This window comes from Pseudomonas sp. MF08831 (genome assembly GCF_059862645.1).
Window position 1 is genome coordinate 237,081 of the sequence record NZ_JCBCUX010000006.1, and the last position, 17,527, is coordinate 254,607.

Sequence of the window (17,527 nt, forward strand, 5' to 3'; positions counted from 1 at the left end):
TTCCATGGTCTATCAAAAAGCAGAAGTGATCAGGATGAACTGGCTTCGTGACGATGCTTAGAGACTCTCAGGGTCGCCAAAAAACATTTTGACTGGGCTCTAGAGCAATACTTTCAGGCAGAAAAATTCCAAATATGCCCCCAGTTTTGCCCCCAGTTGCGCGTAGTGCGCGGGCGATCGCGATTGGCGATTTCTGAGGCGGAGCAGGGTGGCTAACGACTGTGGATTCGACCGGTCGATGCAACAGATTGGCCAGTGGCAACCGACTGAAATCGACCCTCAACAGCCACCGGGGTTGGTGAAACTTCAATGGTGCCTTCCAGAACCGTTTCGGACATCGGCTGCAACTTGTAGCCGGGTGTGTGCCCATAATCCATGCAATGTGAGAGGGCGCGGTTGCCTCTAGCTCATCCCTTGCTCTCAGGAAACATGCATCCGCCCCTGCGGACCAGAGCCTTCAACTCTTCGCTCACCTGCGTGGGGTCTTGAGTTAAACGGGTCACGAACTCCTCAAGGTCCCGTGCGTACGACTTCGAATCGTGCTTCGCGCTCCAAAGAACGATGTTGAGCACGATGGGGATGAGGTCCAGGCCTTTCTCTGTCAGCGTATAGAAATCCTTGCGCCTGTCGTCGGGGTTGGGGGCCTTCGAGAGAACTCCTTGTCCTTCAAGGAAGGCGAGGCGGGACGCAAGGACATTGGACGCGATACCTTCTTCCGACTTCAGGAACTGGCCATAGGTCTTCTTACCCGCAAAAACGATGTCGCGAATGATCAAGAGCGACCATCGGTCGCCGAAGATCTCCACGCCATAGTTCACTGCGCAATGGGACCGAATGTCTTCTTTAGATGTGGTTTTCATGGGGGGATCTTAACATCACTTGCATGGTGCAAGTAAACTCCTGTTATTCGCTTGCGCTTTGCAAGTGAAGCGACCAGCATGGTTAGGACATTGAACGCGAATACTCAGCCGTAAAGGAGATCCCCGTGTACGACACAACCAAGTTATCCGAGTTGCTCCGGTTCGCACGCGTGGATGCAGGCTCCACCGTCATCGACGTTTACCCAGGCGACGGCGAATGGACCCGTCTGTTCTCCGACACCGTGGGGCCAAAAGGGCGGGTCTACAGCTTTGTGCCAGCCGAAGTCGCCCACTTCAAGAACGATCCGCTCGGCAGCATGCAGGCGCTCGCGAAGGAGGCGGGCCGGGAGAATGTCGAAGCCGTCTCCGCCGACCTGACCGCGATGCCGGAGGTCACGCAACCGGCGGATGTCCTGTGGCTGCACCTGTTCTACCACGATCTCCACACTGATCTGATGAAGGCGAGGGGCGCCACGGCCGCCGACTTCAATCGAGCCGTCTTTGAGCGGCTGAAGCCTGGTGGGGCCTACGTCATCATCGACCACGCCGCCGCCATCGGGACGGGCGCGAGCAATGCCCAGTCACTGCATCGGATTGAGCCCGCATCCGTTCACAAGGAGGTGGAAGCGGCCGGTTTTGTACTGGACGCGCAAAGCACTTTGCTCGCGAACAAGGACGATCCACACTCGATCAAGGCGTTCGATCCCGCCATCAAGGGCGAGACAGATCGCTTCGTCTATCGGTTCGTGAAGCCCTGACAGGTCACGACGCCGTCTTCATGGGAAGGGGTCGGTAGTAGCAGTCGACCAGGTGGCTTGGACAAGGCCATTCTGGTCGCGAGGTTTCTGATCTCGGGAAAGATACATCCGCGATTGCGGACCAGCGCCTTCACCTCTTTGTCGACCTGCCAGGGGCTTCGATGTAGTCGAGCCACCACCCTCATGATCAAGAGCGACCACCGGTCGCCGAAGATCTCCACGCCATAGTTCACTGCGCCGATGGAACCGAATGTCTTCTTTAGATATTGATTTCATAGGTGATTCTTAACATTGCTTGCATAACGAAAGTAAATTTCTGCAATTCACTTGCTTTTTGCAAGTGAGGCGATCAGCATGGTTCGCAGGTTGAACGCAGTCACCGGATCACGCCGGCAGTCCTTGAATGGTCAACCCATATCTGTAAGGAAACTGCACATGAGCACTATCAGCATCATCGGCTCAGGTGGCATGGCCGCAGCGATCGGCGGCCTTGCCGCCAAAGCCGGACACACCGTCGAGGTGATGAGTCGTGACGCCACCAAGGCGCGGGCGCTGGCCGAGCAGATCGGAGCTGGCGCGACGACAGGAACGTTCGGCACCGCCCCGGCCGGGGATATTGTGATCCTGGCGGTTCCCTATTCAGCGGTTCTCGAGGTGGTGACGCAGTACGGCGAAGAATTGGCAGGCAAGCTTCTTGTCGACATTACCAACCCCGTCGCCCCTGACTTCAAAAGCTTTGTGACCCCTGAGGACAGTTTCGGCGCGCAGGAAATCGCCAAAGCTGCGCCAGCCGGCGCCGAAGTCATCAAGGCGTTCAACACCCATTTCTCCCACGTCCTGGCTGCCGGTCCTGTCGAAGGCCACTCGCTGGGCGTGTTCATCGCTGGAGACGACGCGCAGGCGAAGGGACGTGTCTCGGCGTTCGTCGAAGGTCTCGGGCTGCGGCCGTTTGACGTTGGGCTACTGCCCATGGCGCGGACGCTGGAGCACGTCTGCCTGCTGTCGCTGGGTCTCATGACCCACTCCGTCAAGCACACCAGGTTCTCAATCGGCGTCAGCTTTCTCGGCTGAGTGCACTCGCATAACTTTTCGCATCACATCACTTACAAGGAACACCAACATGCACGTATTCGTCACTGGCGGGACCGGTCATTCCGGTCCATACATCATCTCCGACCTCATCGCCGCCGGCCACGAGGTCACTGCGTTGGCCCGGTCGGACAGTGCGGCGCAGGCGCTCACTGCGCTTGGCGCAAAGGTGCGTCGCGGTGATCTCGATGATCTCGACGGGCTCAAGGAGGCGGCTGCAGCCGCCGACGGCGTGATCCATGTAGCGCACAGACAAGACTTGCTTCCGGTCGGCGGGCTCGACGCTGTTGCCGCAGCGGAAGTCCAGATCATGCTCGCCTACGGTGATGCACTGGCTGGAACGGGAAAACCGCTGGTCGTGTCGGGAAGCATCGGTTCGCCAACTAACGTGGGGTGGCCGGTTCCTGGGCCGCTGCAGAGCCGACCGGCGACCGAGGAGGATCCGGCTCTTTCTCCGGCTGGCGATCAATATAAGGGCTCCCTGCGGGTTCGTAACATCGTGGAGCTTACCGTCATCGGTCTCGCAGAGCGGGGCGTGCGGTCTTCGGTCGTGCGCATTTCTGAAATCATGCACAGCTCAACCGACAAGGCCGGTTTCCTTCAGGTCCTGATCGGGCAAGCAAAGGAAAAGGGCGTCGTTGGCTTTCCCGGCGACGGCTCCAACCGGTGGGCGGCAGTGCATGCCCGCGACCTCGCTACCCTGTTCCGCCTGGCGCTGGAGAAGGGTCCCGCTGGCAGATGCTGGCACGCGGTTGCCGAAGGGTCTATCCCGTACCGCGAGATCGCGGAGGCCATTGGCAGCCGTCTGAACCTTCCCGCCGTGCCCATTCCCGTTGACGTAATGATGGGGCCAGGTTTCTTCGGCTTCCTCGCGAACTTGGTAACGCTGGATACCCCGGCGTCGAACGATATCACGCGCCAGACTCTCGGCTGGGCACCAGTGCAGCCCGGCCTGTTTGCCGATATGGACAATGGCCACTACTTCCCTGCCGCCTGAGTGATCATCAGGCTATTCGCCGAGTCGCAAATCGTCCGGCGAACAGCGACGTCGCGATCCGTTCGCCCCGAGCATGGCAGAAGGGCGGCGGATGCTGCCCGGCACGCACGGGATACTAATCGGGGGAAGCCCATTCAGAGACAGCGGGCAATACCCCAACTCATTTGGAGATTACACATGAGCACTATCAGCATCATCGGTTCAGGAGGCATGGCCGCGGCGATCGCCGGTCGTACCGCCAAAGCGGGATACACCGTTGAGGTGGTCAGCCGCGACCCGGCCAAGGCGCAAGCATTGGCCGACCAGCTCGCAGCAGGAGCGACCACAGGGAAGTACGAGGCCCCTCCAGCCGGCGAAATCGTCATTCTCGCCGTGCCTTACACTGGTGCGGCGTCGGTGGTGGCCGACTACGGGGACGCGCTCGACGGCAAGGTGATCATCGACATCACCAATACGGCCTCCCCGGACCTCTCGGGCCTTGTCTCTCCCGCCGGCAGTTCTGGTGCGCAGGAGATCGCCAAGATCGCCCCCGCCAGCGCGCATGTCGTAAAGGCGTTCAACACGCTTTTCGGCCATGTCCTTGCCAAAGGAGGGCGCCTCGACACGTTCATCGCCGCCGACGATCCAGAAGTCAAGGCACGCGTCTCGACTTTCATCGAGAGTCTTGGGCTGCGCCCGCTGGATGTCGGCGGCCTGCACATGGCGCAGACGCTCGAGGCGCTCGGCCTGATGATGATCGGCCTTGCAAAAAATGGTGCCGGTACTTGGGATATCGCCTTGAACGTCGAGATCGGCTGAGTCGCCGACACCCGTCAGGTCCATTGCGTCGCGATCTGAAAAGAGATGGCGAGATTTCGATGAACGCGCAAGAGTATGTTCAGATCGTGAAGGATGCGTTTGCAGCCACCGGCCGCGCCGATATGCAAGGTCTGCTAACGTGGGCTGCCGAAGATATCGATTGAATCATTCCGGGCGAGGACTGACCGCTGGCCGGCACGCGCCGCTGGCACTCAGGATTGGTGGATCTGTTTCGGACGCAATTCGACACGATGGAAACTTTTCTCATGGAAACCGGCGAGGTTGCGGCGTAGGGAGACCGGGTGCTGGTCATTGGTCTCGCTAGTGGGAGGATTGAGGTTGCGAACTAGGACATGGGAGGACGATTGGCTCTTCGCCATTACTGTGCGAAATGGAAAACTGACCAACATCCGGGCGTATATCGATGCGCAAGGACTGGCGCGGGCCTCCGAAATGTATTCGGGCTCCAGGCTTTGATCAACGAGAGCATCACCATGTCTGTGAATACTCTTGGCACCGGCCCCCGTTGTAGGGGCTCTAGCGACGTTTGCCTACAGGTTACCGACATCCTGGCGCAGGAGCAGAGCGCTATTGCCTCGCTGTCCGTCGCTCTGGGGGGCGGATGCCAGCACATTCGATCTAGATGTTTTCTCCCAATGATTCCGCCTACTAATGCCAGCCAGAGCTCTCAGGAACGGATCGCTGTGCTGGCCGCCCCCGAGTAGCTGACCGTCCGGCAACTGGTCCTCCGTCTCGGGGGATGCGCAGGGTTGCCCTTGGTCGGCGTTGAGCAGACCGTCGCCGATGAGATGCGGCAATGGTTCGACAGCGAAGGCAGCGACGGTTTCAGCATCATGTTTCCATAGCTGCATAGTATGGCTTGCGATAACGGCCGGTCGAAAATTCTTTGACACGGGTACAAGGGTAGGCGCGGCTCTGGATTGATGACCCATAGGATGTGAATTGCCCAGCAGTTTGGTTGGCCGGGAGCCGATGTGCTGTAAGCCGCAAGCCTAGGGCGATAAAAAAATTTGCGATGATTGTCTGGCCATTAATGCTAGTCATTAACTGCGGTCTGAGACTCTTTCCCGCTATAGCAGGCGAGAACGTGACTTACTGAGTGCTGGATAACAGCAGGGCACAGTTTCAGCCAACCAGTTGGTGCGAATCACTTTGCTGGCGAAATGCTACGCAACAGCACAATTGCAATGAACAGCGCACCAACTGCTCCCACTGAGATCATCAATCCTTGCTCGCTGACATAAGACATTGTGGCCCCGGTAACAATGGGACCCAATACGCTGCCCAAGGTGTAGAACATCGCAATCGCCGTCATGGCGGTGGACACTTGATGTTCGCCAGCTCGGTCTCCTACCTCGATTACAGCCAAGGTGTTCATGCCGCCAATAGCGCCTCCCCAGAGGAACACGATCATCGTCGCCAACCAAGGATGCGGCTGGCTGAGCGGAATGGCCAACGAACCCAGCAACAGTATCAAGCTGCAGACTAACTGGCCGATCTTGTAAGAGCTGCGGTCAGCCATCCAGCCAATTGGCAGTTGAAGGACGGTGCCACCAATTCCGAATACTGATATTAGGAGTGTCGCGGCGGTCAACAGGTAGCCAGCCGAGAGGCTGTAGCCTGCAAGGAACGACACGGCTGAGGTTTCAGAAAAGCCAGCAATAAATGCGCCGCAAAGAGCTGTTGGAATGACGCTAAACAATTTTCCATGGTGATTTTCTGCCGGTGTTTTCGGTTGCGTATCGTAGGTCTTGAGGGTTAAGGCCAGCGCGCCGGACATCAACACGATAAAGGCACAGGCGTAGTAGGGCGCGGCGCTTCCCACGCCAAATACAATCAGCAGGAGCGGGCCAATAGCAATACCCAGGCCCATCAAGGCCTCATGGACGCCGATCGCCCGGCCGCGCTCGTCTTTCGAGGCGACTGCAACGATCCACGTATCGCACGCGATCCAGCGCAGGATCAAGCCGATGCCGAGCAAGAAGTTCAGTGAAAAAATCAATGCCAGATGGGTTGTCAGGGGCATACCGATCAGCGCAGCAATAGTCAGCGCTGCACTGAGGATGTTAGTTCTGACGAGCCCCATACGGGCCAGTAAGCGTGGAACCCATTTGTAGAGCAGCAAAATAGCCAACCACGAGGCACTGACAACCACCCCGATTTTTGCTGGCTCCACCCCTTGCTGCTCAAGCGAAAGCGATAGCAGCGGGGTGACTGTACCAATCTGCACGATCTGCGAAAGTGCTGAGAGAATGTTTATCCTGGTGAGGGCAAACCAGCGTAGCTGGTTGCCATATTCGATATTCGGTTTTTCCATTTGTGACCGACCTAGAATAACGACGCCAAGCGTTCAACGATTAGGCAGACTCTTTTCAAAATACTCTCGCGGGAACATCGGTAGGGTGAGTCCAGCCAGACCTGATGCTTTTTTTCCAACACGACGTCGGACGGTTCTGGATCTATCTGCTCCGCCAGAAATTTTTCGATTGGATCGGAGACTTCCAGGCGCGACCACTTCAACTGCGCATCCTTGAAAAAGGCGAAATGCATGTCACTTTCAACTCGGATCCATTCGTCTACCAGCGTGAAGTCTTCAGCTGTCAGGCCCGTTTCTTCCTCAACTTCTCGAATGAGCGAACGTCCTAAGTCGACCACTGCGTCTTGCAGCACGTCGTCAGTTCCCGGTCGATGTTGTGAGCATAGATGAGGGTATAACCAGCGGGATAAGAACTGTTACGTATAACCTTAGGTACGGTACTCCCGTGGTGAGCTCGCCGCTAGATAGGCGGTGAGCGGTTGGCTACTTGCGCGTGTTAGCGCTCTCGACGAAGAGAGTTTTAACGAGTGTCCGGCCGTATTTATACCTCGGCAAAATGCTTGAGCTGCCAAGCGCAAAGGACCCTCCAGCTTGTGAAATGGTGCATTGATATCGTTCAGTAGGTGTCGACTTGGTGTGCGGATTGTGCGTCATCTGGATGAAATAGAGGAAAATCAAGTACTCGCTCATGGCCCACGTGTTCCATTTTGACAAGCCTGTGGGCCAGGTTTCGCTGGTACACAAAGAGCGGCGTTACAGGCCACAACAGCCAGCATGCAAAGCGCTGCCTTTGTACGGTTCGGCACAATTTTCGGGCTGATTTTTACAAGACGCTTGAACTGAACCCCCGATGCTAGTGAGAGGGTCAGCCCTTTATCCATGAGTCACGGCGTATTCGACGTTGAGAGTATCGGCCGTGCAGATTACGCAGGGCTGTCCGCTCTGGTCCCCTTTCTGTCCCCGAATGACCTCAACGCCGTGCCGTGGTTGTATTAGTGTTGATCACGCTTTCACACAATAAGATAGAGAGGGTGGCTATGCGGGCAATCAACCCCCGTCGCATAAGTCTGCTGATGGCCGTGACCTGCCTGCTGACAGCCTGTGGCGACAAACCGAAACATTCATCCGAACGCGCCACGGCGGCCAACGCCATGCCCGGCGACTCAGCCCTGGCCCAGGTCTACGACACCAGTTGCAAGCTATGCCACGCCAATCCGGCCTCCAGGGCACCGCTGACCGGTGACGGCCCGGCCTGGAGCCCGCGCATCGCCCAGGGCCCGGACACTCTGCTGGACCACACCATCAATGGCTACAACGGCATGCCGCCGATGGGCCTGTGCGTGCAGTGCTCCGAAGACCAATTCCTGGGGCTGATCAGCTTTATGTCGGGTCAACACATCCAATAAGAATAACGGGGTAGGCGATGGGGCTTTCACGGCGAGAATTATTGCAGCGCGGCGCGGTAGCTGGCGCGTTCACGGCATTGACCAGTAACCCGGTGCTGGCCCAGCTGGCCCGGGCACCGCGGTTGATTCCCTGGCGCAACTGGTCGGGGGCGCAAACCTGTTTGCCCCTGGCCCGGCAGGCGCCGAAAAACCTCGATGAACTGGTGCAGGTCATCGGCCAGGCACCGGGCAAGGTGCGGCCGGTGGGCTCGGGCCATTCGTTCAGTGCCCTGGTGCCCACAGACGGCACGCTGCTTTCCCTGAGTTATTTCAACGGTCTGTTGGATCACGATCCGCACACCTTGCAGGCCACCTTCGCCGCCGGCACGCCGATGTCGCGCATGGGCCAGGCATTGAAGGACGTCGGCCAGGCGCTGCCCAACATGGCGGATATCGACTACCAGACCCTGGCCGGGGCGATTTCCACCTCGACCCACGGCACGGGCGTGGGTTTTACCTCGTATTCTGGTTGTGTCACCGGCCTGCAGCTGGTGACCGCCCAGGGCCAGGTACTGGACTGCGACGCCAACCGCCACCCCGACGTGTTCAGCGCCGCCCGGGTGTCCCTCGGAGCCCTTGGCGTGGCCACCCAGGTCCGCCTGCAAAACCGCGCACCCTACCGTCTGCGACAGCACCAGTGGATCGCCAAGACCGAAGATCTGCTGGAAGACGTGGCGAAAAACGCCCGGGAAAACCAGCACTGGGAAATGCTCGTGGTGACCCATTCCGACTACGCCTTGTCCATCGCCCTGAACGAAACCACCGACCCCGAAACCCCGCCCATGGACCCGGCCGAGGCGGGCGGTAACGAGTTCGTGTCGATCATCGAAAAACTTGACAAATACGTCAGCGATTTCTCCGACGTCCGGGGCACGTTGCTCAACAGCCTGCGTTTTTTTGCCAACTTCGATGACCGGGTGGCCGAGTCGTTCCAGGTGTACAGCAACGTGCGCGACGTGCGCTTCAACGAGATGGAATATTCGGTGCCCGCCGAACACGGTCCGGCCTGCCTGCGGGAAATCCTCAAGCTGATCAGCGATAAGGACCTGCGCACCTGGTTTCCCATCGAGTACCGCTACGTCAAGGCCGACGACATTCCGCTGAGCATGTTCGAGGGGCGCGACAGCTGTTCAATCTCCGTGCACCAGCACTACACCATGGACCACCACAACTTCTTCGCCGCCGTGGAACCGATCTTCTGGAAATATGCCGGCCGCCCGCACTGGGGCAAGTTGCACACCCTCAATGCCCGCACCTTGGAACCGTTGTATCCGCGCTGGGAGGAGTTCACCCGAGTGCGCCGCGAACTTGATCCCAGCGGTAAATTCCTCAACGCGCACCTGTCGTCTATTTTGGGAGTGGCCTGATGAACCGCCGACATTTTGTACTAGGCACTGGCGCTTTGCTGGCCGCCGGTGCCTGGTTGCTGCGCCCAAGTGACCGGGGCAGCCCCTACAACGATTACTTCCGCACTTTAAACGCCGAACTCAAGGCCCACGGGCCGATGCGCCCGGTGATGCTGATCGACTTAGATCGCCTGGACCACAACATCGATGTGGTCATGCAGTCGGTCAAACGAGGCAGTAAACACTTACGGCTGGTAGAAAAGTCCCTGCCGTCGCCGGGGCTACTGGCCTACATCACCAAGCGCGCCGGGACGCAGCGGTTGATGTCGTTTCACCAGCCGTTTCTCAATCACGATGCGCTGGCGTTTCCCGAGGCCGACATGCTCATGGGCAAGCCGTTGCCGGTGCAATCGGCCGAGCTGTTTTACCAAACTCACAAAGGCCCGTTCGATCCGTCCCGGCAGTTGCAATGGCTGCTGGACACGCCTGAGCGCCTGCAGCAATACCTGACGCTTGCCCAGGGGTTGGGCACGAAACTGCGGGTCAATATTGAACTGGATGTGGGCCTGCATCGCGGCGGCATCAGCGACAACGCGGTGCTGGGGCAGATGCTGACGCTGATCAGCGCGCACCCGCAGCAGTTGGAATTCAGCGGGTTCATGGGCTACGACCCGTTTGTGGGGATGGGCGTGCCGGGGATTCTGGGTTCGCCTCAGGATTTGTTCGAGAAAGTCATGCAACGCTACAGCGGCTATGTGGATTACACCCGTCAGCACTTTGCGCCGCTGTGGCGTGACGGGCTGACGTTGAACACGGCGGGCAGCCCGAGTTATCGCATTCACGAGCAGGAAAAACTCAGCAGCGAGGTGTCGGTGGGCACCGCGTTGCTCAAGCCGACGCACTATGACTTACCGTCGTTGAGTGAGCATGCGCCGGCGACCTATATCGCCACGCCTGTGTTGAAGAGCACCGGGCCAGTGGATATTCCGGCGCTGGACGGCAAGTCGCGGTTGTTCTCGTGGTGGGATGCCAATCAGCGCGCCACGTTCTTTATTTATGGGGGGAACTGGATGGCTGAGTTTGAATCGCCCAAAGGGTTGCAGAGTAATAACCTATACGGGCGCAGTTCCAATCAGGAGATGGTCAATGGTTCGCCTAAGGTGGGGCTGAACGTGGAAGACCAGGTGTTTCTGCGCCCGACCCAGAGCGAGTTTGTGCTGTTGCAGTTTGGGGAGTTGCTGGCAGTACGGGGCGGGAAGATCGTCGACACTTGGCCCGTTTACATCTGAAGATCTGCTATAGAGCTTTGGGGAAAATTTTCCACCACTTCAGATTCGGTTTACAGGGGAGGGGGCTCCTGAGCTGTAACCAGAGTCAAGTTCTTGCTCATGTCCATTTGGCCTCTAAAGAGCTGACTGTAATAAGCCCTCATCGCGCGGAAGGGTAGGGTAATGGCGGCCATATGGGGGACTTTAGCGGACAATTTTTGCCAAGAATGCAGCACCTCTTGCAAGGGCCTATGATTGTTATCATGTTGTCCAAAACAAGAACTGAAAAATTCGGTCGGGAATCGAAGCGCCATGCAAAGGAAACCGGCTGATCCACATCATGACATGGCCCTTGTGTCAACCTTTCTGCTGCAAGCCCTCGGGCAAGTGGTCGCGCAAAAAGGGGTAAGCGCGGAACATCTTTGTCGCGGTTTGGGTTTTAGCCTGGCTGATCTGGACGATCCGGCCCAGAGAGTCTCCTATCGCCAGGCGGTCGCGATGATTCAGCGCGCACTCAAGGTACTGCCCGATCAGGGGTTGGGGCTATGGGTCGGGTATCAGAATGTACTCGGTACGTTGGGCCTGCTCGGCCATGTCGTTTCGCTGTGCAAGACCTTGCGCGATGCCTTTGCAATTGGCGAACGCCATCAGCATACCTCTGGTGCGATCGCCTCTTCACATACCTATGAATGCGGACAGGAAGTCTTCGTCGACGTCGAATGCTTGCTGCCCGACGCAGAGGTGCAGGTGTTTGTGAGCGAGGAGTTCCTGGCCAGCCTCATGGTGTATGGCAGAGCTCTGCTGGGGCAAGATTTCGCGCCTTTGCGGGTAGAATTCAGGCATACCGCGCCGCTTTACATAGATGAATATCTCCATATATTTGGCGCAGATGTGCGGTTCGGTGGTCTGCATAATCGTATGGTCCTGGCTCGTCACTGGATGGACGTGCGCCTTCCCAATCATCACGCGCTGGCGCTGCGCCAAGCCTTAGATTTACTGGAGCAGGAAAGCACTCAATTGCATGAGAAAATGGACTTGATTCAAGCGGTAGAGCGCGCAATTTTCCGGGATTTGCAGCGTAGCCAGCTGGCAAAGGTGGCCAGTGACTTAAATATGAGTGGGCGCACCTTGCGTCGACGGCTGATCGAGCATGGGCTGACCTTTGAAAGCTTGCGCGAGCAGGTGCGCCGAGCACGAACTATGAGTTTGTTGAGTAACCCAAGCCTGACTCTCGAACGAATCACGGAAGAGGTGGGCTACAGCGATGTTCGCAGTTTTCGGCGAGCATTCAAGCGCTGGGCCGGGTTGAGTCCCAGTGCGTTTCGTGGTGAAGGACGCGGGCTTGCATAATTCCTAGGAGCGGTCCGTATGCAAGGACAGTATATGTGCTGCTGAAGTAGGGTGTGACGGTCATCGAAAATACGGGGGGGCGGCGCATTGTTGAGCAGTACCTCCCCGTCCTCATTGAAAGGACAGGGAGGGGACGGCGCTCATCCGGCGATGTATAACCCGCCGTTCACATGCAGCACTTCACCGGTAATGAAGCTCGAGCCGCTGCTGCACAGGAAAGCTATCACCGAGGCAATCTCGCTGGGTTGGCCAAGACGTTTGAGAGGGGTTTGTTCCACTGAGTCGCTGCCACGGGTGGCGATCAAAGCTTGAGTCATCGGGGTTTCGATGATGCCGGGGGATACGGCGTTGACGCGGGTTTTCGGACCCAGTTCACGGGCTAGGGCGCGAGTCAGGCTTAGCAGGCCGCCCTTGGAGGTACCATAATGGGCGTTGGAAAACGCACCGCGGTGGGCAGCTATCGAAGTCAGGTTGACGATCGCGCTGTTGGCGCGCAATGCAGGAATCGCCCGACGACACAGATAAAACACGCCGTCGAGGTTGATGCCCAGGGTCTGACGCCATTGTTCATCGGTCATCTGCCGAATCGGTTGCGACTGGTACAAACCGGCCGAAGGCACCAGGAAGTCAATGCCACCGAAGCGATCTATGGCCAATTGCACCGCCTTGGCCGAATCTTCAGGGTTGGCCGCATTCATCCGCAGGGTAACGACGCGCTCTCCGCTGGGGTCGAGTTCCAGGGAAAAATCCGCCAAGCCGTCGCCATCCAGGTCTGTAAGTACCAGAAATGCGCCGCATTGATAAAACAGTTTCGCTACTTCACGGCCAATTCCACCGTTGGCACCTGTGAGCAGAAGGACGCGATTGTTGAAATCGTACATGGTCGTTTCTCCAAAGGGATACCGGGGGTCATGGTCCGAGAATGCGCGCCACATTTTCGTGCTGCAGGTCGACGCCAAGGAAGCGGCAAATCTGCACGATCTGGCCGTAGATCATGTGTTGCCCATGGTGAACGCGGCAGCCGCGCTCCCGTGCCGCTGTCAGCAGCGCGGTGTCGCCTGAACGCATGACTGCTTCACAGACCAGAGCACCGGCCCGCAGCGTACCCGGATCCAGAGGCAGGGCATCGTCGTCCTTGAGCCCAAGCGACGTGGCGTTGATGATCACGTCGAAGCTCTGCGCATTGCCGTCGCTCACGCTCAAATCAATGTCGGAGAACTGCGTTTTCAGGCGTTCCAATAGGGCCTCAGCACGAGCCGGGGAGCGATTGTAGATCGCTAGTCGAGCGGGGCTTTGCTTGGCAATCGACCAGGCAATCGACTTGCCAGCACCGCCGGCTCCCACCAGCAGTACGCGCTTGCCTTCCAGCCGGTGCCCCTGCTGGTGCAACCCGGCGAGCATACCTTCGCCGTCGAAGTTGCCACCGATCAGCCGACCGTTCTCGGGGTCGATCCTTACCGCGTTGACCGAGCCGACTTGCTGTGCGGTGTCGGTCAGTTCGTCGCAGAATTCAACGATACTTTCCTTGTATGGAATGGTCACCACCAGGCCATGCAGGTTGGCAATGCCGGATATCCCGAGCAGTACCTTGCGCAGGTTCGCGCCGCGTACGTGCAGAGGCACGCAGACCAAGTCCAGGCTCTGATTGGCGGCGCTATGGTTGATCACCTGCGGGGTTTTTACGTGGGCGATCGGATCGGCAACGATGCCGATCAGTTGTGTCTGGCCACTGATGTGCATGGAAACCTCAAAGATGGGAGTGTGAGCGCGCATGGATGGGCGAGACGCATACCTGGGCACAGGGTGCAGATCCGAAAAAAATCGATCGGGAGTTGGGAGGGAGGCGAACCGTGGCCAGGGTTGGCGCAGGCGGGGTGGAACATTGAAGCCAGTGTGCGCAACAGCGCTCTAATAGGACTCATAATACTAACCTGTCTGACATATTTTATTGTTGTCTGACAGGATAGTAGGAGGCTTCGCTTTTCGGTGTCAAGGGCCGCAGGCCATTCTGTCCTGCAGCTACACATCGATGCGCCTGGAGCCGATCTGGCTGGTGGGGCGATATTTTTTCAGCAAAACACTTTGACATACCCCAGGCTGAGAGTTATTTTTGATAACTGGTCTGACAAGTAACTAAAGATGTATGACCATAAATAATAACAAGTGAGAACATCATGTCCCATACAGATCACACTCCCGCTACGCCCGAACAGTCCGAGCACCATTCAGCCGTTTTCCAGCACAGCGCTTACTCCGGAATCCGAGACAAGGTGGTCGTGGTTACCGGTGGCGGCAGCGGTATTGGCCTGGCCCTGGCCGAAGGTTTTGCCCGTAATGGCGCGCACCTGCTGCTGATTGACATCAATGACCAGTCCATGACAGACGCCAAGATCACGTTGCAGCATCGTTTCCCGACGACCCGTGTCGAATGTTTTCAGGCGTCAGTCACCGATGAAGCGGCTGTAGAGGCCGCCTTCGCTCACGCTAAGGCGTGTTTCGGGCGCATTGATGTCTTGCTCAACAACGCGGGGGTGTCGATCAACAAGCCATCCCTGGATATCACACCCGCCGAATGGCGACGGGCTATCGAGATCAACTTCAACAGTGTGTTTTTCTGCGCCCAGGCGGCGGCTCGGTACATGATCGACCAGCAGGCTGGCGTAATCATCAACACCTCGTCGATGTGGGGGGTTTCTCACTCCGCTGACCGCACAGCGTACTGTGCGACCAAGGCCGCCGTGGTCTCCATGACTAAGTGTCTGGCGGTGGAATGGGCCCGGCACGGTATCCGCATGAACGCCATCGGCCCTGGTTATACCCGCACGCCGCTGGTGGATGAACTGCAGCGGGCCGGACGCCTGGACGTCGAGGCTCTGCGCAAGCGTACACCGCTGCAACGCCTCGGCGAACCTGGCGAGATGGCAGAACTGGCGCTTTTCCTCGCATCCAGCAGCGCAACCTTCATCACCGGGCAGATTTACGTGTCGGACGGCGGTTGGACCGCCAATGGTTTCTAACTTGCCCTTCGTTTTGCCGGTCCGCCGTAGCCTGTCGATTTGAACCATTGTGGAGAAGTGAAATGCCGAAAAGTGTTGCCTTATCGTCGGCCTCGCCGTGGGTCGAGCTCAGTTCCACTGACGCCGACTGGAAGCAGGCCTCCCCTGCGTTGCTGGGTACCATGCTCAGCCAGTTGCACTTGATCCGTGCCTTCGAGGAGACCGTCCTTGAATTAGCCGGTGAAGGCTTGGTGCATGGTCCTGCGCATTCGAGTATCGGTCAGGAAGGAGGCGCGGTGGGTTCGATTGTCGCCCTGGGCGCTGCGGATGAAGTCAATGGTTCGCACCGTGGTCATCACCAATTCCTGGCCAAGGCACTGGTATACCTGATGCCTGATGGAATTGATCCGAAAGTACCTGTAACAGCCCCCATCCAGGATCTGCTGCAACGTACCCTGGCGGAAATTCTGGGCTTGTCCCAGGGATTCTGCAAAGGCCGTGGCGGCTCCATGCACCTGCAGTGGGCTGAGGCCGGTGCGCTGGGGACCAACGCCATCGTCGGTGGTGGCGTGCCACTTGCGGCGGGTGCCGCCTGGGCACATCGGCATGCCGGCACCGATACCGTAGCCATCACCTACTTCGGTGACGGCGCAGTGAACATCGGTTCGGTGCTGGAGACCATGAACCTGGCGGCGGCCTGGAAATTGCCGCTCTGCTTTTTCATCGAGAACAACCTATACGCGGTCTCCACCACGGTTGAGGAAGCCACCGCCGAGCCGCGACTGTCGGCACGTGGGCAGGGCTTCAATATCCCGAGCTGGAAAGTCGACGGCATGGATCCGCTGGCAGTTTATTTGGCCATGCAGCAAGCGCTGACGCATATGCGCGCCGGTAACGGTCCGACCATCATCGAGGCCGATGTGTACCGGTTTTTCCATCAGAACGGTCCATTCCCCGGCAGCGCATTCGGCTACCGCAGCAAGGAAGAAGAGCAGGGCTGGCGCGCCCGTGATCCCCTGGAGCGGTTGGCCCGGGAAATGAAAGAGCGCAAGTTGATCGACGATGCCGGCTTGGCCGACCTGCGTGAAGCCGTCAAGTTGGCAATGGCCCAATCGGCTGCCGCACTGCTGGAAGCTGACCCCGCAGGCAAACCAGGCAAGCGGAGGATTAGACCTCAGTTGTGGCCTTCGCCTGATTTTCGTGATGTGGGTATTCGTGGCGACTTAAGCGAGTTGGCCGATGCCCACACCTGTGAGCAGGCGAGCTATCGTGGCAGCCTGGAGCAGCGCAAGTTTATCGATGCTATCGCCGACGTTATGAACCGGCGCATGGAAGCTGATGACAGTATCGTCGTCATGGGGGAAGACGTTCACCGTCTCAAAGGTGGCACCAACGGCGCTACCCGCGGTCTGAAAGAGCTTTTTCCAGAGCGCATCCTCGGCACCCCCATCAGCGAGAACGCCTTCTGCGGATTGGGTGGTGGCATGGCCTTGGATGGACGATTTAAACCAGTAGTGGAGTTCATGTACCCCGACTTCATGTGGGTCGCCGCCGACCAGGTGTTCAACCAGATCGGCAAGGCTCGGCATATGTTCGGCGGGCAAAGCGACGTCCCCTTGGTGCTGCGCACCAAGATCGCCATGGGCACAGGTTATGGTTCGCAGCACTCCATGGACCCGGCCGGTATCTACGTGACCAATCCTGGATGGCGCATTGTTGCGGCTTCCACGCCGTTCGACTACATCGGCTTGATGAATGCCGCGCTGGCCTGCAAAGACCCGGTGTTAGTGATCGAGCACGTCGACCTGTACAGCCAGAGCGGTGAAGTGCCGGTGGATGACCTGGACTATCAGATCCCGTTCGGCACAGCAGCCGTGCGCCGTGAAGGTCGTGAACTGACCATCCTCACGTACTTGAGCATGGTAGGACACTCTATGGAAGCGGTAGAACAGACTGGCATAGATGCCGAAGTCATTGACCTGCGTTTTCTCGACCGCGCCAGCTTTGACTGGACCACGGTTGAGGCGAGTATCCGCAAGACCAACAACGTGCTGATTGTCGAGCAGGGGGCTCGGGGTACGTCCTATGGTGGTTGGCTTGCGGACGAACTGCAGCGCCGTTGCTTTGACTGGCTTGACCAGCCGATCCAGCGCGTGACCGGAGGCGAAGGCTCGCCGAGTATTTCTAAAGTCCTGGAACGTGCCGCTTGCGCGCGTACCGAGGAAGTCATCGAAGGCCTGCAACTGGTCATCCGCGAAAAAGGGGCACACCAATGAGCGTAA

Annotated in this window: 15 protein-coding genes; 10 read left to right on the top strand and 5 right to left on the bottom strand. The window is 58.2% G+C overall.

All coding sequences use genetic code 11. From position 1 onward, the window contains the following. Positions 1-407: 407 nt before the first annotated feature. Complete coding sequence (locus tag AC19YS_RS14980) at positions 408-860, bottom strand: winged helix-turn-helix transcriptional regulator (protein WP_070413436.1); 453 nt, start codon at positions 858-860, stop codon at positions 408-410. Between the two features lie 125 nt (positions 861-985). Here AC19YS_RS14980 and AC19YS_RS14985 point away from each other — a divergent pair, with 125 nt between their 5' ends. The 4 genes from AC19YS_RS14985 to AC19YS_RS15000 all read left to right on the top strand — a co-directional run bounded on the left by AC19YS_RS14985 (position 986) and on the right by AC19YS_RS15000 (position 4,502). Then, entirely contained in the window at positions 986-1,618 is a 633-nt protein-coding gene (locus tag AC19YS_RS14985; RefSeq protein ID WP_070413437.1) for a class I SAM-dependent methyltransferase, read from the top strand. 435 nt (positions 1,619-2,053) lie between these two features. Continuing rightward, the gene (locus tag AC19YS_RS14990) at positions 2,054-2,689 is read left to right on the top strand and encodes an NADPH-dependent F420 reductase (protein WP_070413438.1); all 636 of its coding nucleotides are present in this window, start codon (positions 2,054-2,056) and stop codon (positions 2,687-2,689) included. Between the two features lie 49 nt (positions 2,690-2,738). Then, a complete protein-coding gene (locus tag AC19YS_RS14995; protein WP_070413439.1) occupies positions 2,739-3,704 on the top strand; it encodes an SDR family oxidoreductase in 966 nt (321 codons plus the stop codon). A 177-nt stretch (positions 3,705-3,881) separates the two neighbouring features. Continuing rightward, a complete protein-coding gene (locus AC19YS_RS15000) occupies positions 3,882-4,502 on the top strand; it encodes an NADPH-dependent F420 reductase (protein ID WP_070413440.1) in 621 nt (206 codons plus the stop codon). Positions 4,503-5,670: 1,168 nt separating this feature from the next. Here AC19YS_RS15000 and AC19YS_RS15005 read toward each other — a convergent pair. Both AC19YS_RS15005 and AC19YS_RS15010 read right to left on the bottom strand, forming a co-directional pair. Then, positions 5,671-6,840: an MFS transporter gene (locus tag AC19YS_RS15005; RefSeq protein ID WP_070413442.1), complete on the bottom strand. Its 1,170-nt coding sequence runs from the start codon at positions 6,838-6,840 to the stop codon at positions 5,671-5,673. Positions 6,841-6,851: 11 nt separating this feature from the next. Next, positions 6,852-7,193: a hypothetical protein gene (locus AC19YS_RS15010; RefSeq protein ID WP_070413443.1), complete on the bottom strand. Its 342-nt coding sequence runs from the start codon at positions 7,191-7,193 to the stop codon at positions 6,852-6,854. A gap of 684 nt (positions 7,194-7,877) precedes the next feature. Between AC19YS_RS15010 and AC19YS_RS15015 the strand changes: the two genes are divergently transcribed. The 4 genes from AC19YS_RS15015 to AC19YS_RS15030 all read left to right on the top strand — a co-directional run bounded on the left by AC19YS_RS15015 (position 7,878) and on the right by AC19YS_RS15030 (position 12,249). Next, positions 7,878-8,246 carry a c-type cytochrome gene (locus AC19YS_RS15015; RefSeq protein ID WP_070413445.1) on the top strand — a complete coding sequence of 123 codons (369 nt, stop codon included), beginning with the start codon at positions 7,878-7,880 and terminating at the stop codon, positions 8,244-8,246. Between the two features lie 77 nt (positions 8,247-8,323). Further along, entirely contained in the window at positions 8,324-9,652 is a 1,329-nt protein-coding gene (locus tag AC19YS_RS15020) for a D-arabinono-1,4-lactone oxidase (protein WP_161952161.1), read from the top strand. 59 nt (positions 9,653-9,711) lie between these two features. Beyond that, positions 9,712-10,920, top strand: coding sequence for a DSD1 family PLP-dependent enzyme (locus tag AC19YS_RS15025; RefSeq protein ID WP_161952160.1), 1,209 nt, complete (start codon positions 9,712-9,714; stop codon positions 10,918-10,920). A gap of 291 nt (positions 10,921-11,211) precedes the next feature. After that, complete coding sequence (locus AC19YS_RS15030; protein WP_070413449.1) at positions 11,212-12,249, top strand: AraC family transcriptional regulator; 1,038 nt, start codon at positions 11,212-11,214, stop codon at positions 12,247-12,249. A 140-nt stretch (positions 12,250-12,389) separates the two neighbouring features. Here the strand turns inward: AC19YS_RS15030 and AC19YS_RS15035 are convergent, their stop codons facing one another. Next, entirely contained in the window at positions 12,390-13,130 is a 741-nt protein-coding gene (locus AC19YS_RS15035) for an SDR family NAD(P)-dependent oxidoreductase (protein WP_070413450.1), read from the bottom strand. Positions 13,131-13,158: 28 nt separating this feature from the next. Next, positions 13,159-13,989 carry a shikimate dehydrogenase family protein gene (locus tag AC19YS_RS15040; protein ID WP_070413451.1) on the bottom strand — a complete coding sequence of 277 codons (831 nt, stop codon included), beginning with the start codon at positions 13,987-13,989 and terminating at the stop codon, positions 13,159-13,161. A 434-nt stretch (positions 13,990-14,423) separates the two neighbouring features. On the opposite strand from AC19YS_RS15040, the gene AC19YS_RS15045 reads away from it, so the two are divergent. Together AC19YS_RS15045 and AC19YS_RS15050 are read left to right on the top strand one after the other, a co-directional pair. After that, positions 14,424-15,266 (top strand): SDR family NAD(P)-dependent oxidoreductase, encoded by an 843-nt coding sequence (locus tag AC19YS_RS15045; protein WP_078466837.1) that lies wholly within the window; start codon positions 14,424-14,426, stop codon positions 15,264-15,266. 62 nt (positions 15,267-15,328) lie between these two features. Then, positions 15,329-17,521, top strand: a complete 2,193-nt coding sequence (locus AC19YS_RS15050; RefSeq protein WP_070413452.1) for an alpha-ketoacid dehydrogenase subunit alpha/beta — start codon at positions 15,329-15,331, stop codon at positions 17,519-17,521. The last annotated feature ends 6 nt before the right edge of the window (positions 17,522-17,527 follow it).

What these genes read in the sequence shown, in the direction of transcription:
- AC19YS_RS15005 (WP_070413442.1), bottom strand. Translation starts at nt 6,840, where the DNA reads ATGGAAAAACCGAATATCGAATATGGCAACCAGCTACGCTGGTTTGCC.
- AC19YS_RS15030 (WP_070413449.1), top strand. Translation starts at nt 11,212, where the DNA reads ATGCAAAGGAAACCGGCTGATCCACATCATGACATGGCCCTTGTGTCA.
- AC19YS_RS15050 (WP_070413452.1), top strand. Translation starts at nt 15,329, where the DNA reads ATGCCGAAAAGTGTTGCCTTATCGTCGGCCTCGCCGTGGGTCGAGCTC.
- AC19YS_RS14995 (WP_070413439.1), top strand. Translation starts at nt 2,739, where the DNA reads ATGCACGTATTCGTCACTGGCGGGACCGGTCATTCCGGTCCATACATC.
- AC19YS_RS14980 (WP_070413436.1), bottom strand. Translation starts at nt 860, where the DNA reads ATGAAAACCACATCTAAAGAAGACATTCGGTCCCATTGCGCAGTGAAC.
- AC19YS_RS15040 (WP_070413451.1), bottom strand. Translation starts at nt 13,989, where the DNA reads ATGCACATCAGTGGCCAGACACAACTGATCGGCATCGTTGCCGATCCG.
- AC19YS_RS15035 (WP_070413450.1), bottom strand. Translation starts at nt 13,130, where the DNA reads ATGTACGATTTCAACAATCGCGTCCTTCTGCTCACAGGTGCCAACGGT.
- AC19YS_RS15015 (WP_070413445.1), top strand. Translation starts at nt 7,878, where the DNA reads ATGCGGGCAATCAACCCCCGTCGCATAAGTCTGCTGATGGCCGTGACC.
- AC19YS_RS15045 (WP_078466837.1), top strand. Translation starts at nt 14,424, where the DNA reads ATGTCCCATACAGATCACACTCCCGCTACGCCCGAACAGTCCGAGCAC.
- AC19YS_RS14990 (WP_070413438.1), top strand. Translation starts at nt 2,054, where the DNA reads ATGAGCACTATCAGCATCATCGGCTCAGGTGGCATGGCCGCAGCGATC.
- AC19YS_RS15000 (WP_070413440.1), top strand. Translation starts at nt 3,882, where the DNA reads ATGAGCACTATCAGCATCATCGGTTCAGGAGGCATGGCCGCGGCGATC.